The sequence below is a fragment of the Clostridium sp. JS66 genome (assembly GCF_033561535.1).
Taxonomy (GTDB): Bacteria; Bacillota; Clostridia; order Clostridiales; family Clostridiaceae; genus Clostridium_AM; species Clostridium_AM carboxidivorans.
On record NZ_CP131467.1, the window covers coordinates 4,613,204 to 4,629,121 of the forward strand.

Genomic DNA, 15,918 nt, shown 5'->3' on the forward strand with positions numbered 1-15,918 from the left:
TCAAAGTTCCTGTTTTCATTAAAAGCTTAAATTTTTTATTCCTGATTTTGTTACAAGAGCATCATTTAGTGAACTATAAGTCCAAGTTCCCACTGTTCCAGTTGCTGGTATTCCAGCACTTGTTTGAAAAGCTATTACTGCACTTTGAGTTTGACTTCCAAAATATCCTGTAGCACTGGAAATATTATATCCCAAATTTATCAAAGCATTTTGCAGAGATATTACATCACTGCCAGTCATTCCTAAACTTAAAGGCAATGCAGCAATGTATAAAGGCTTACTATTTATTGTAATATTAAATTGTTTTATAGAATCATAAGCTTTTATACTTAATCCATCCTTGCCATAAACTTTAACTGTATAAGTTCCACTTATAGATGGTTTAAAAGAAAACGTGCTGGAGGTACTAAAAGTACTAGACGACACCACATTTCCATTATTATATACTTCATATCTATAGCTCATTCCAGAGGGACTTACCCCTGTACTATTAGCATAAAAGCTTAACATAGTTCCTACATAAAAATATCCACTTACATTCACATTTTTGATTTGAGGATTATATACATTTAACTTCAAAGTACCTTGAGCATCAAAAGTTTTTTCAGATACTGAATCCTTAAGATATCCAACTACCTGATAACTTCCTGCAGCTGCAGGTTTGAAATTAAAAGTGTTTGAATCTAAATATCCACTATCAGATACTATGCTACTTCCATTCATAGCCACAAACCTATATTTTGCATTTCCCGAACCATTTACTTCACTTATAGTATACTTCACAGTATTTCCAATAAAAATAGAATTTTGTGTGCTGATATAAGTCATAGAAGGCTGATCATATACTTGAACATTCACAGTTTTCATATCTTCATAATCTTTTGTAGAAAGTGAATCTTTTACATATACTGTTATATTATAGTTTCCTGCACTATTAACTTTATAAAGTAAATTTACATTATTACTATAATCTACAGTAGATAAAGTTGTTCCATTTAAAGAAATCACATATTTATAAAGGTAATTTCCTGAACCCGATGCAGCTGTTGTATTTATGTTAACAGTTTGTCCTGTTAAATATTGTGTTTTATTAGTAGTTAAAGTACTTATAACGGGATTTTCATAAACCATAAAAGAAGCTGTCTTTGTATCATCATAATTAGCTGTGGAATTTTGATCCTTCATATAAACTTGCACAGTATAATTTCCATCAGCACTTGGTACATAATCTAGTGATGAAATATTATTATAGTCCCTTGTGTATACAACATTAGTTCCATTCATTACAACATACTTATATAAATAGTTTCCACTACCAGATGCTGCAGTTGCATTAAAAGAAATAGTATTTCCAGTAAGCAAGCTATTTGTACTCTGAGTAAAATTATTTAATATGGCACTTGTAATAAGATTCTGCAAATACACATTTTGATAATAGAATTTTAAAATATCATCATAAGTTTGTCCTGCAGCTGCTCTATTTTTGGCTCCAACCTGACTCATCCCAAGGCCATGTCCATTTCCTTTTCCTGAAAAAGTGTAAGCTCCATTTACTGAATCATAAGTTACATTATAAAGATTACTTGGCAATCCAAGAAAAGTTCTTGTATAATCATTTGTTACAGATTTTGTTTGCACAGCTCCTGCTGCATCTTTATAAATAATATTAATATTTGATACTCTACCACTTGTAAATTTAGTTATTGAATTTAAATCTAAATTTACAAAGGTATCTGTAGAAGCTATGTATTTCTTACTTACTAAAATTGTTTGTATTTGTGCATTAGTTAATACTACATTACCATTTGGCCAAGATAAATTTTCAAAGGAATCTTGTACAGATCGCAGATATGGCACATAATTGCCCCATACATTTTCACTATCTTCTGAAATTCCACCATGCCAAGCCGAATATAAAGCCTCAACCAATTTGTCGTTATATAAAAGGACTTGTCCTTTAGTTTGGTCAACAGCAGCAATAACATTGGTAAGACTTGCATCATAACCTCTATAGGTCTGATAAGCTGGAGTATCATCAAAATCATAACCACTAGCTGATGCATAACCAATTCGGGATATAGCATAATTTCTTGCTGCTACTGCTTGCGCCTTTAAGGCCTCAATTGGACAACTATTATCCAGTTCATATCCTACTACACCCTTTAAATAACTTTCAGTATCAATCATGTTAATAGGTAATACTTTTCCATTATAAAATTTTATCAAAAATGAACCTAAGTATTTATTGGATATCGAACCAGAAGTAAGTGTTACCAAATTAGCGTTATTATTTGGACTTAAAGTAATATCATTTTGCACTATTCCATTTAATGTTATATTGGTTCCATCTGTTCCAAAATTCAAAACAGATCCAGATGGATATACTTGTCCATTTAAAGTATAATCCCCATTTAATGTGGCTGTAATAGTAGTAGTGGACATACTTAAAAGTCCCACCTTTAAATTATTAGAATATCCACTGTTCTGATAAGCATAAGCTTTTTGTACAAAAACAATTGAAAACACAGCGATAAATAAAATGAATATTGTTAAACTTGTAAAATATCGTTTAAACATAAACCGCCCCCCTCTAGATAATTTGGTCTTTAGTAAAGTATCGATAGAATACTTACTAAATGGACTGGAACCTAGAGGGAGGGTTGGAAAAGGCTTCTTTATATCTTTTAAATACTAGCTTTTAGATTCTTCAATTTAGCCAATATACTATAATATTCCTGATCTAGTATTGATATATCATCCCATTTTGATGGCATAGATAGTTTTCCTATAACTTCTGAAAGTCTATTTTGCAATACCAAAATTTCTTTTTCAATTTCTTGTTTATTATTATCCAATTTAGTATTCCTTCTAGCCATATATCCTTCATAATTTCCATTAAAGCTCTTTATTTTACAATTCTCTATGGTAATTATATTATCTGCAACTGAGTTTATAAATCTTCTGTCATGAGAAACAAATAATAAAGTTCTACTGTATTCTTTAAGCACTTTTTCTACAACTTCAAGAGAGTTTATATCCATATAATTAGTAGGCTCATCTAATATAAGCAAATTTATATCTTGTACTAATATTTTTGCAAAGGATACTTTAACCCGTTCTCCACCACTTAGTACACTTACTTTCTTATAGATATCCTCTCCCTTAATCAATAATCTTGCTAATAATAATCTAGCAAAAGTTTCATTATATATACTGTTTTCCATTACATTTTCTATTAATGTAAGTTCTTCTCTTAAAATACTCATATCCTGACTAAAGTAACCTATCTTTGCACCTTCAGCAACTTTTACAGAAGAATCTTCATTCATTATCATTTTAATTAAGGTACTTTTACCACATCCATTAGCACCAATCAAAGCTGTTTTTGACTCGTTATATATATTGAATTCAGCATTATTAAATATAACCTTCTCCCCAAATACTCTATTTATATTTCTGCCCTCTATAACTATTTTACTATAAAGCTTGTTTGAACCTGGTATATTAAGCTTAATATCCTGCTGCTTATTAGGCTTTTCTTTAATCTGAAGATGTTCTATTCTTTTATTAATATTTTTTACTGCTCCATCAAGATTTGATCTTGATCTTTGGTCTCCCATCTTATGAAGTCTAGCTTCAGAATTTCCCATACGTTTAGGTGCTTTTCTAACATTCTTTGACTTTTGTTTTGTATCTATAATTACACCCTGAAGACGCTCTTTTTCCTTCACATACTCCTCATATTCAAATTCAGCTCGTTCTCTTTCTTGAGTTTTTTGGAAAGCATAATCGCTATAATTGCCATTATAAATTTTTATTTTTCCATGTTCTATTTCCCATATTTTGTTGCAAAGCTTATCCAAAAAAATTCTATCATGAGATATAATAATAAGAGCACCTTTGTATTCTTTAAATTTTTCTTCCACGCACTCAATACCCTCTATGTCCATATTACTGGTAGGTTCATCTGCAAATATCAACGAACTGTTACACCCTAAAGTATAAGCAAGCTTAAATCTTGTCTTCTCTCCACCGCTCATTTTTTCATTCCATATAGCTTCAATTCCAAATTTTGAAGCCATTTCATTACTAATGATCTTACTATCAGGTTCTCCAAGCTGGGATATATACGAATATCTCCCATATAATTTAATTAAGCCTTCATCAGGCTCAAATCTTTTACTAAGCATATTGACTAATGTAGTCTTACCAACTCCATTTGATCCTACGATACCTATTCTATCTTCCGAATAAACTTTTAAATTATCTATATCCAATATTAATCTATCGCCAAAATATTTTTTAATATTACTGCCTTCTATTAATAGCATAAAAAATCCCCTCCTTGTAACCTGGAGAGGATAGTGTCTCAGCCTATATAATAATTTTAATATCTATAAATAAGTCTTAAAACACAGCAAAACAAAGCTAATTAAAATAAAAAAGACTATTATAGTAATTAAAATCAATCACATATTGCAAACATACAATTTTAAAATTCTAATTCTATCACAAAGATAAAACCAGTCTCTAAATTAGGAAAAATAATAGAATTCATTTATGTATTGTATATCTATATTTAAACAAACTATCAACAGTTACAAAAACACTATCCACTCTCAAAGTTAAATAAAACGCATAACAATAAAGCCTTTATCATGACTTTATTCTGATTTTAATTTTATTAGACAAATAAAAAGTGAATTACATTTTCATTTCTGCAAATACCTTGCCCTTTCTTAAAATTGAATTTACCTATATTCAAGATAATTATATAAATACCTTTTAATAATGTCAACTTATAAAAATTGATTATACTTAAAGCATATACATGATCTCTTCAAATCTACTGCAAATTCAATAATTCTTTTATGTCACTGATTTCTAAATAGCAGTCTTCAACATTACCAAAACCATACTTGGCAAATATAAAAGGTATTCCAGCAAGTACTGTTGCCTCATAATCTCCTTGAGTATCTCCAACATATACTGCACCACTTAAATTGTTTCTTTCCATAAGTATTTTAATACTTTCACCTTTACACTTCCCTGTATTTCCAAAGCATTCAAAGTCTTTGATATACTTTTCAATTCCTGCTTTTTTCATAAATAATTCTATGTATCCACACTGGCAATTGCTCACAATAAACAAATTACACTTTTGAGATAGTTTTATAAGAGTTTCTTTTACATTTGCAAAAAGCAAATCATCTGTATTTTCTCTCAAATCCTCATGTTCATATTCACAACATTTTTCTAATAACATTTTTTTATTTTCACTATTTAAATCAGGAAATAAATCCTCTGCAATTACATCCATGGTCTTCCCAAACTCTTTCTTAAGTATTGAGGAAGTCATAACTGCATTTATTCCTTCAACTCCTAAAATTGCTCTATTCCAAGCCTTGGCTACAACCTCCGTTGTATCCCATAGTGTACCATCAACATCAAATATTATATTCTTTATCATAAAAACCTCCTTTAAATTTCTTATTTTATGAGAGTATAATACTACAAGTCAGTTTAATATATCTCTGGCTTATGTGGTTAACCATATTATTCTCTATATTATATTGTCATTTAAAAAAAATACATTTTCCATAGGCAATAATGCTGCACCAAACACAGATGCATTTTCTCCTAAACTTGAAAACATAACATTACACTGAGTTTCATCATAAAAACTATTGTCCTTAAACACTTTTTTAATTAATTCTTCTTCTAAAAAGTCCTTATATGAAAATATTTCTCCACCTATAAGTACATTTTTAGGATCTAAAGCCAAAATTATATTTTTAATACCTTCGGCCAAAAAATCAATATATGTGTCTAATATTGATTTTATTTTCAAATCATTTTTACTCCTGTTTAGAAAATCCTCCAAAGTTCCATTCATATCATCAAAAGCATTCCTATACTCACTGAGCAAGGCCTTTTTAGATGCATAAAGCTCCCAGCATCCCTTTTTTCCACAATTACACTTCTTGCCATCTTTTACAATGGTCATATGTCCAAATTCGCCTGCCCTCTTATTAAAACCTTTATAAACATTGTTTGCTATAGCTATACCTGTTCCAATACCTTCTGTAATAGATATAAATACAAGACTACTTTTTATATCATTAAAATTAATAAAAGTTTCTGCATAAGCTGAAGCATTTGCCTCATTTTCTATAAAAATAGGAAATTTAAAACAAGTCTCAAATTCTTTAAAAGATATATTTTTCAATCTGAAATTAGGTACATTTTTCAAAAGTAAATTTTTTTCATCCACTGTACCAGGCAGTGAAAACCCTATTCCAAGTATTTTATCATATGGAATATCAAATTTCTTTATAATATGCTCAACATTATCTGATACTTTACAAATTATATCATTAAAATCTTTTAATTTTTCTGGCATATTAAAATCCATCTCATGCACTATCTCAAAGTTTAAATTTGCCAATATAATTCTAACTTTATCTTTAGTAACACACACACCAAAGGAATATCTACTGTCTGGAAGAAACTTGAGAATTGTAGGTTTCCTACCACCAGTTGATTCTGCAACACCAGCTTCTTCTAAAAAACCCTGTTCTATAAGATCCTTACTATTGCTTATAACTGTTGGAATACTTATATTAAGCTTTTGGGATATTTCCTGTTTTGTAAGTTTATCATTTCTATATATCAAATTCAGTATTTTTTTTTGATTTAATATTCTTATCGTTTCTTGATCCACTGATTTTAATCTACCCATATTAGTACCACCAATCAAATTTAAAATTATTACTATAATTACTTAGTATAACATTAATGCATATATTATTTAAGGAAAATATTTAAAGCTATTCGTCTAAGTATAGCTAAATTTTACAGCGCATTACATCTAAAGGATTTTTCAAAATCTTATTTAAAAATCAAAAAATTTGTTGTGTAATCTCATTAAAATGATTATACAACAAATTTTTGATTAAATTCACTCATTCACATTTCATTAACTCATGCATTTGCCCTGCTAAACAATATCAGATAAGTTATCTATTTCTTTAAACTTATCTTTTAAACAAGTATATAAGGATGAATAAATCTTGTATAGCTTATCATACTTTTCAACATTTTCTCTTATAGGCTCTGTTATATCTGTTGTCTTTATTAAAGCTTCACAGGCTTCATCCACTGAATTAAAAAGTTTACAGCCAACTGCTGCAAGTATTGCTGCCCCATAAGCTGGACCTTCCTTTGAATTTATAATACTTACATTCAAATTGAAAACATCTGCAATTATCTGTCTCCAAAGTTTACTTTTAGAACCTCCACCACTGATTCTTACTTCTTTCATATCAACATTTAGAGTTCTCAATATCTCAAGTGAATCTCTAAGAGCAAAAGCTACTCCTTCTAAAATAGCTCTTGTCATATCTCCTCTTTTATGTGTTATATTTAATCCAATAAAGCTTCCTTTTGCACAAGGATCGTTGTAAGGTGTTCTCTCCCCTATTAAATAAGGTAAAAAAAATAATTTATTGCTTCCTACAGCAGAACTTTCTGCTTCTAAAAGCAATTTTTCAAACATATCTCCACTTACATTATCTACCCACCATTTAAGACTTGATGCTGCAGATAGTATTACACCCATTTGATGCCACTTTCCATTAGCATGACAAAATGAATGAAGTCTATTTTCATTATCCACATAGAATTTTTCACTTGATGCAAAAACAACACCAGATGTTCCAAGTGCCACAGATAATATTCCAGAATTAACCGTCCCAGTACCTACAGCTCCAGCTGCCTGATCACCTGCTCCAGCTATAACTTTTGTAGATGTTGAAAGTCCAGTTTCATTTGACACTTTTTTTGAAACCTTACCTATAACTTCGTAGGATTCATAAACTTTTGGTAAAACATTTTCTTTGATTTCAAACAAATCTAATATTTCTTTTGACCATTTTCTATTTTCAACATCAAACATTATCGTACCAGAAGCATCAGATACATCAGATGCAAATATTCCAGTAAGCTTAAAACTTATATAATCTTTAGGCAGCATAATATGTGCTATTTTAGCATATATATCTGGTTTATTTTCTTTAACCCAAAGCAATTTTGGAAATGTAAAACCAGTTAATGCCATATTCCCAGTATATTTTAAAAGTTTATCTTGTCCAAATTCTTTATTTAAGTAATCACATTGTTTTTGTGTCCTTTGATCGCACCATAATATGGCAGGCATTAAAACTTCATTACTACTATCAAGAATTACAAGTCCATGCATTTGACCACTAAAACTTATCCCATCAATAGTGTCTGGTTTAATATTATGATTATTTATAATTTCTCTAATACCATCTTTAGTACTATTCCACCAATCATTAGGATTTTGTTCTGCCCATCCAACTTTAGGATAACTTATGTCGTAATCTTTGGATACACTTGCTAAAATTTCACCTTTTTCATTCATTATGATAAGTTTTACAGAAGAAGTTCCTAAATCAATTCCTAAAAAATTCACATTAATCTCTTCTTTCATAAAATTATTAGTAATTTCTGTAGATCTAGTTTAAAGCAACCTCTACATATTAGTTTCTATTTATCTTCAAATATATATTGATTTACTATTGATTCTAAATATTCTTGTCTGCCTGACTTGTTGTTCATAACATTATTGCCCAAAGCATATTTTTCTAGTTCTTCAAATCCAACTTTACCATCCACTATGTCTTTACCTATTCCAGTAGAAAAGCTTGAATATCTTTCTTTAATAAAGTTTTCAATAGGACCATCTTGTAATAATTTATACGCAATTCTAAGTCCTTTAGCAAACGTATCCATTCCTGCTATATATGATAAGAATAAATCTTCTGGTTCAAAGGATGCTCTTCTTACCTTTGCGTCAAAGTTCAATCCACCTGGTGATATACCACCATTTTTAAGTATTTCGTACATAGCTAAAGTTGCATCATATATATTTGTAGGGAATTGATCTGTATCCCATCCAAGATGTGGATCTCCTTGATTTGCATCCAAGCTGCCAAGTACATTATTATTTCTTGCCAAACATATTTCATGTTGGAAAGTATGTCCTGCTAAAGTAGCATGATTTGCTTCAATATTTACTTTAAAGTAATTTTCTAACTTGTATTTTCTTAAGAATCCTAAAACAGTTGCTACATCAAAATCATATTGATGCTTTGTAGGTTCCTTTGGCTTTGGTTCTATAAGAAATTGTCCTTTAAAACCTATTTTCTTTGCATAATCCACTGCCATCTGTAATATTCTAGCAAAGTTATCCATTTCAAATCCTATATCAGTATTTAGAAGTGTTTCATATCCTTCTCTTCCACCCCAAAATACATAATTTTCTCCACCTAATTCGCTTGTAACTTCTATTGCTTTCTTTAACTGTGCTGCTGAATATGCATAAACATTTGCATTACATGTAGTTCCAGCACCATGTACAAATCTAGGATTATTAAATAAGTTAGCTGTACCCCATAGTAATTTTTTATTATTTTTTTTCATTAATTCTTTACACATTGATACTATTTCATCTAAGTTCTTATTTGTTTCTACAAGATCTTTTCCTTCAGGTGCTATATCTCTATCATGAAAGCAAAAATAATCTATGTCAAGCTTGTCCATAAACTCAAATGCTGCTTCCATTCTTGCTCTAGCAAGTTCCATCTTATCGTTTACATTGTCCCATGACCTAATCATTGTACCTACTCCAAATTGATCAGTTCCATTAGCAGTTAATGTATGCCAATAAGACATTGAAAATCTTAAATGATCCTTCATTTTTTTTCCACTGATTATTTCATCAGGATTATAATATTTAAATGAGTAAGGATTTTTTGAATCTGATCCTTCATAATTTATCTTAGACACATTAGAAAAATACTCTTTCATCACAATCACTCCCTGTTTTATTATTAAACTTAGTATAACATTTCAAATGAACTTTTTCAATTAGCTTTATAAAGCTATTTTAATAACATATTATACCTTTTTTATTTTCAAAGTAATCTTATTGGCAAATCTTCTAACATTTCTACCTATTAAAACCATATTCTTAAAATTATAAAAATCTTCTTTAAGTTTCTTATTTATCCCATCACTACCATTGCTAATCCCCCCACCTTCTTTTATATGAAACTCCTTCCCTATTGTCGATGGAGTAAGTGATTCGCACAAAATCATAGATTTTGGATCTCTACTTAACTTGGAGATAAGCACTGCTGCGCGCCTGGATAAGTTCTTCTAAGACTAAGATTGTTACAACTTTTAAAATCATGTAAAATAAATTATATAAACAAAATAAGGAGCTGAATTATTATGATAGATCTACATATACATACCACCTCATCGGATGGTTCAGATGAACCTAAAGATATTCTTATCAAAGCACAACAAGTAGACCTAAAATACATATCCATTACAGATCATGATTCCATTGGAGCTTATAAAAAACTGAAGGATATTAAGATAAATAACTATTTTGAAGGCAAAATTATTCCTGGCTGCGAATTTTCCGTTGTTCATAATGGCAAACCCATTGAAGTATTGGGATTTGGTATAGATATTGACACAATAAATTCAACAGGAGTTGTTTCAGATGAAAAATTTCTTGAAAGAGAAAATTCTTATTTAAAAAAAATGATAAATGTATGCAAAAATCTTAATATTAAATGCAGTAATAATCTATCTATTAAAAATGGTAAATACTTTGCAACACAGATAATGCATGCTGATATTAGAAAATATCCTGAAAACCAAAAACATTTCACTAAAGAAATATGGGAAAGCCTCAACGCATTTTATAGAACCTGTGTTAACAATGAAAGTAGTCCATTTTTTCTTAACCAATTGAAAGATTATCCCACAGTAAAAGAAGCTTCTGATCTTATAAAAAGGGCCGGAGGAAAAGCATTTCTTGCTCACCTTTATGGATACTTTGTAGACAACTATGAAGAGTTTTTAAATTCAATGACATCATTAAATGCACTAGATGGAATAGAATGTTACCATTCTCTTCATTCCATAGAAAATACAAAATATCTACTTGATTATTGTAATAACCACAAGCTTTATGCCTCAGGTGGAAGTGACTATCATGGAAAATTAAAGCCTAATGTTAAAATTGGTGAAAGTATTGCTGATGTAAAAATACCATATACCATATTAGATCCATGGCTTCCAAATAATATAATATAATTTATCTAAACAGATAAATCATACAAACCACTTAATTCGCCATGACTTGTAGTACACAGAACTCCCTATAACATAATAATAAACGCTTCAAGCCAACATTTTTTATTATGTTTTGCGCCTTGAGCGAAACGAAAGGAATGGATATAATTATGAAAAAAATTTTTTTGAGTACAAAAAGATTAAGATTTTCACTATGGAGTGAAGAAGATATATCTAATGCTTTAGAACTTTGGGGAAACCCAGAAGTAACAAAATTTATTACATCAAATGGTAAAATGTCAGAAAAGCAGATATGTGAAAGGCTCAAAAAGGAAATAGAAACTTATACTAATGCTAATGTTCAATATTTTCCACTTTACCTCGTAGAAACTAATAAAAATATAGGATGCTGTGGCCTGCGACCATATGATCCTAAAAACAATATTTTGGAAATGGGAATACATTTAAAACAACAGTATTGGGGCAAAGGATTTGCCAGGGAAGCATGTTCTGCAATTATAGAGTATGCTTTCAATACCCTTGGAGTTAATGCACTTTTTGCAGGACACAACCCTAAAAACACAGCATCTGCTGAATTGCTTAAAAAGCTTGGCTTTATATATACCCATGATGAATTTTATCCACCAACAGGGCTGAATCACCCTTCATACTTGATGACAAAGCAAGATTACACTACTAAACAAGTTAAATAGATATAGCTAATATTAGCTTAAAAACAAAGGAGAAGTTATTTATGGAAATACTTAAATCAATTTTCTATTTTGTACTGGCAGGAGTATTTGAAATAGGTGGAGGTTATTTTGTGTGGCTTTGGTTAAGAGATGGCAAAAGCATGTGGTACGGTCTAGCTGGAGCTATAAGCCTAATAATTTACGGAGTAGTACCCACATTACAACCACCAAATAATAGTTTTGGACGAGTATATGCCGCTTATGGAGGAATATTTATCGTTCTTTCAATTCTATGGGGATGGAAAATAGATAGTGTTATTCCAGACAAGTTTGACTTAATTGGAGGAGTTATTGCACTTATTGGAGTTTTAGTGATCATGTATTATCCAAGAGGATAGTACATGACGAACTAACCTGCATAATCTCTATCAATAGTTACAACTACATTATATCCAACATGCTCAGCCTTAATTTCAGTATCAATATCTAATTTAAGTTTTTCCTCAGCTTCTTCTGTTATCTCCTTATCAAAACCTATTACTATATCAAAAACAAGATTCTTATTTTCACCTTCTCCTATTATTCTAAGGTCATGAAAAGAACTTATAACAGGAAATTTTTCAAGTATTCCTTGAACTGCATGTCTAGCATCAATTATTTCTTTTGAATTATGGCATACTGGGTCCATATGAATAACAACGAACATATTATATTTTTCTGAAAGTTCTCTTTCTCCTCTATCAATTATTTCATGGATTTTCATAATTGATATATTACTTGGAACTTCTGCATGAAGAGAAGCCATTGACCTTCCAGGACCATAATTGTGAATTATAATATCGTGTACACCTAAAATATGTTCATATTTAAGTACTGAAGTTTTTATTTCATTTACTAACTCTGGATCAGGTGCTTCGCCTAAAAGTGGATTTATTGTTTCTTTTATTAATGATATTCCTGACAACATTATAAATATTGCTACAATCATACTGACATACCCATCTATATTTACTTTAAATATATAACTAAATGATAATGAAATAATTACACCACTTAATATTGCCACATCATTTAAAGCATCTCTACCTGTAGCTTCAAGGGTAGATGAATTAATCATTTTACCTAAAGATTTATTAAAATAACTGAGCCATAACTTTAAAGGTATAGCAAAAGCTATAATTATTAAGGTGGTAATATTAAAAATTACTGGCTCTGGATGCATAATTCTGTCAAAAGAAGTTTTAACAAATTCAAATCCAACCATTAAAATTAAAAATGCAACTATAAGTGCAGATATATACTCCATTCTTCCATGACCAAAAGGATGATTTTTATCTGCTGGTTTATTTGATAATCTAAAACCAACAAGAGCTATTACAGAACTTGTTACATCAATTAAATTGTGAAAGGCATCAGCAACTATAGCAATACTATTCGTTATAAATCCAATAATAATTTCCACTATAAAAAGTATTAAATTTATTATTATTCCTAAAATACCACTTAAAATACCATACCTTTCTCTTACCTTTATATCATTAGTATCCTCATAATTTTTTATAAAACGGGATACTATATATTTCCCTGTCACATTATCACTCCTTTAATTTTCATTCATTATTGATGATTATACCACAGAAAACATGTAAAATTATAAATTTCCCATAATACAAAGAAAATGATCCATCATCTGTTCCTTTTTAATACTTAATTATTAAAATTATATACATTATAGTTAATGATTACACTAATATGCATATATTATTTTCTATTTAATGCTTAACATGTCTAAATTCACCATGAAATATTTTAAAATGATTAGAATATTGAACTTTTATGTATTTTTTTGATACAATATACATTATATAGAATTTTATGACTAATTGTGGTATTATATATATAATTCATTACTTTATATTTTAGGATAAATTTTAAGAAAAAACAATTAGACTTGAGGCGTACTAAAAATACAACTAGTCTGTTTACAAGCCTTCTGATGAACTCTAAAAATAAAATGCTTATATGTTTAATTTTTAACCAAAATAAAATACTCATTTATAGGGGAAAATAAATTTTATGGGGGGAATAAAATTGGAAATACTAAGAGAATCAGGAATTAAGGGTCTTGGAAAAATATCATGGGGTACGCATATGTGTATGTTTTATTTATCAAGAGATGACTTCTCAGATATATTAATAAATTATATTAAAGCTGGGCTTGAAAACAACGAACTATGTATTTGGGTTTATAGTGGTATTGATAAAAATGTGATTATAAAAATATTGAAAAAATCCATTAATAATATAGAACAGTATATTATGAAACGCCAGTTATTGTTAATACCTTATATTGATTGGTATATTAAGGATGGTAATTTTCACAGGGAAAAAGTGACAAATAGATGGCTTAAATATATAGAATTTGCTAAAACTAAAGGCTTTGCAGGAGTAAAAGCTATTGGAGATATTGGTTGGATTGATAAAAATTTATGGTTCAGCTTTTCTGATTATGAAACTCATCTTAATAATATTATTACCAATCTTCCTTTTACAATTATATGCCTATATAATTTATGGAAATGCACTTCTTTTCAAATTGCTGATGTCATTCGTAATCATAAATATACTTTAATAAAAAATGAAGCTGAATGGTCTATACTGAAAAATTCTGAATTAGAATTAAAAGAAATCGAACTAAAAGAAAGTAATAAAATGCTAGGAGAAGCACTAGAGTATAATAAACTAAGAACTGAATTTTTTTCAAATATTTCGCATGAATTAAAAACACCTTTAACTATCATTTTATCAGCACTACAACTATTAGATGAAAAAAGCTCTACACATTTAGATGAAAAAATTAATGAAAAGACTGAAAAAAAATATATTGATATAATTAAACAGAACAGCTATAGATTATTAAGATTAGTAAACAATATAATTGATTTAACAAAAATGGATTCAGATTTTTTTGATATTCAATTAAAAAATTTGAATGTTGTAGAAGTAGTTGAAAATACTGTGCTGTCAGTAGCAGAATATATAAAATCTAATGGTATAAAAATAACTTTTGACACTGATGTGGAAGAAAAGATAATGGCTATTGATATAGATCAGTTTGAACGAATAATATTAAATCTGATTTCAAATGCGATAAAATTCGCAAAACCTGAAGGTAATATATGGGTCAACTTATATGATAAACAGGATCATGTAATTATCTCAGTAAAAGATGATGGAAAAGGAATACCAAAAGACAAACTTCCAATTATATTTGAACGCTTCTACCAAATTGATAAATCGCTATCAAGAGAATGTGAAGGAAGTGGTGTAGGACTAGCCATAGTAAAATCATTAGTTGAAAAACATGGTGGTAAAATAACTGTCAGCAGTACCCTTGGTGTAGGAAGTGAATTTACCATGAAATTTCCTATAAGAACGATACCTGAAAAAATACTAATTTCTAGTCCTACTGTATTAAACGAAAATCAAGATTGCATGGAAAAAGTCAACATTGAGTTTTCCGATATTTATAGTATTTAAAGGCTCACAGTTTTTGTCTGTAAGCCTTTCATTATATCTCGAATTTTATAAAATAAACTATTGATTATATTATTGTAAAGTTATATTTTTTCCTGGAGGGGTAATTGCATTTTGAATATTTTCTGATGAAAATTCAGTTATAGCCTTAATTGCATTTCCCTGCTTAAATACAACTATAACTGGACTTTCATCTTCCCCAATTCCATATTCATCTGGTACTTCTTGTGCTGTAATATCCATTGTTCCACAAGCTATGTTACCATGTGTCTCCTCAAAGTTTTCCATTACCTTTAGCATTTTATCACCATCTTTTACAGAAGGATAATAAAAGCCTATTACAGAATAAAAGCTGTCTCCTACAAAGCCTTCAAAATTATTGTCATTCAATTTTTTTAACATCGTAAATTACCTCCCATTTAATAATTTTGTATTTGATACTTTAATACTCTTTAAAGTATTGCAATAGCATTTGGTATCCGGAATTTACATTTTGAATTTATATCAACTG

13 protein-coding genes are annotated in these 15,918 nt (G+C 29.3%); 4 read left to right on the plus strand and 9 right to left on the minus strand.

The features are described 5' to 3' along the window. Window positions 1–18: 18 nt before the first annotated feature. The 7 genes from Q6H37_RS21345 to Q6H37_RS21375 form a co-directional block, all read right to left on the minus strand. Window positions 19–2,577, minus strand: a complete 2,559-nt coding sequence (locus Q6H37_RS21345) for a SpoIID/LytB domain-containing protein (RefSeq protein ID WP_318736392.1) — start codon at window positions 2,575–2,577, stop codon at window positions 19–21. A 107-nt stretch (window positions 2,578–2,684) separates the two neighbouring features. Continuing rightward, complete coding sequence (abc-f, locus tag Q6H37_RS21350) at window positions 2,685–4,331, minus strand: ribosomal protection-like ABC-F family protein (RefSeq protein WP_318736395.1); 1,647 nt, start codon at window positions 4,329–4,331, stop codon at window positions 2,685–2,687. 515 nt (window positions 4,332–4,846) lie between these two features. Then, complete coding sequence (locus tag Q6H37_RS21355) at window positions 4,847–5,470, minus strand: HAD family hydrolase (RefSeq protein WP_318736397.1); 624 nt, start codon at window positions 5,468–5,470, stop codon at window positions 4,847–4,849. Window positions 5,471–5,563: 93 nt separating this feature from the next. Continuing rightward, window positions 5,564–6,742, minus strand: a complete 1,179-nt coding sequence (locus Q6H37_RS21360) for an ROK family transcriptional regulator (protein ID WP_318736399.1) — start codon at window positions 6,740–6,742, stop codon at window positions 5,564–5,566. 258 nt (window positions 6,743–7,000) lie between these two features. Beyond that, window positions 7,001–8,497, minus strand: coding sequence for a xylulokinase (xylB, locus tag Q6H37_RS21365; protein ID WP_318736400.1), 1,497 nt, complete (start codon window positions 8,495–8,497; stop codon window positions 7,001–7,003). Window positions 8,498–8,571: 74 nt separating this feature from the next. Then, the gene (gene xylA / locus Q6H37_RS21370; RefSeq protein ID WP_318736403.1) at window positions 8,572–9,894 is read right to left on the minus strand and encodes a xylose isomerase; all 1,323 of its coding nucleotides are present in this window, start codon (window positions 9,892–9,894) and stop codon (window positions 8,572–8,574) included. A 90-nt stretch (window positions 9,895–9,984) separates the two neighbouring features. Continuing rightward, on the minus strand, window positions 9,985–10,221 hold the full coding sequence (locus tag Q6H37_RS21375; protein ID WP_318736405.1) for a hypothetical protein: 237 nt from the start codon (window positions 10,219–10,221) through the stop codon (window positions 9,985–9,987). A gap of 99 nt (window positions 10,222–10,320) precedes the next feature. Between Q6H37_RS21375 and Q6H37_RS21380 the strand changes: the two genes are divergently transcribed. From Q6H37_RS21380 to Q6H37_RS21390, 3 genes are all read left to right on the plus strand, one after another. Further along, window positions 10,321–11,199 carry a PHP domain-containing protein gene (locus Q6H37_RS21380; RefSeq protein ID WP_318736408.1) on the plus strand — a complete coding sequence of 293 codons (879 nt, stop codon included), beginning with the start codon at window positions 10,321–10,323 and terminating at the stop codon, window positions 11,197–11,199. A gap of 149 nt (window positions 11,200–11,348) precedes the next feature. Continuing rightward, window positions 11,349–11,891: a GNAT family N-acetyltransferase gene (locus tag Q6H37_RS21385; RefSeq protein WP_318736411.1), complete on the plus strand. Its 543-nt coding sequence runs from the start codon at window positions 11,349–11,351 to the stop codon at window positions 11,889–11,891. Between the two features lie 41 nt (window positions 11,892–11,932). After that, window positions 11,933–12,268, plus strand: a complete 336-nt coding sequence (locus Q6H37_RS21390) for a YnfA family protein (protein WP_318736414.1) — start codon at window positions 11,933–11,935, stop codon at window positions 12,266–12,268. Window positions 12,269–12,279: 11 nt separating this feature from the next. Here the strand turns inward: Q6H37_RS21390 and Q6H37_RS21395 are convergent, their stop codons facing one another. Then, window positions 12,280–13,461 (minus strand): cation diffusion facilitator family transporter, encoded by a 1,182-nt coding sequence (locus Q6H37_RS21395; protein ID WP_318736416.1) that lies wholly within the window; start codon window positions 13,459–13,461, stop codon window positions 12,280–12,282. Between the two features lie 500 nt (window positions 13,462–13,961). On the opposite strand from Q6H37_RS21395, the gene Q6H37_RS21400 reads away from it, so the two are divergent. Then, complete coding sequence (locus tag Q6H37_RS21400) at window positions 13,962–15,410, plus strand: MEDS domain-containing protein (protein WP_318736419.1); 1,449 nt, start codon at window positions 13,962–13,964, stop codon at window positions 15,408–15,410. Window positions 15,411–15,479: 69 nt separating this feature from the next. Here Q6H37_RS21400 and Q6H37_RS21405 read toward each other — a convergent pair whose 3' ends face one another. Further along, window positions 15,480–15,809, minus strand: coding sequence for a hypothetical protein (locus Q6H37_RS21405; protein ID WP_318736422.1), 330 nt, complete (start codon window positions 15,807–15,809; stop codon window positions 15,480–15,482). Between the last annotated feature and the right edge of the window lie 109 nt (window positions 15,810–15,918).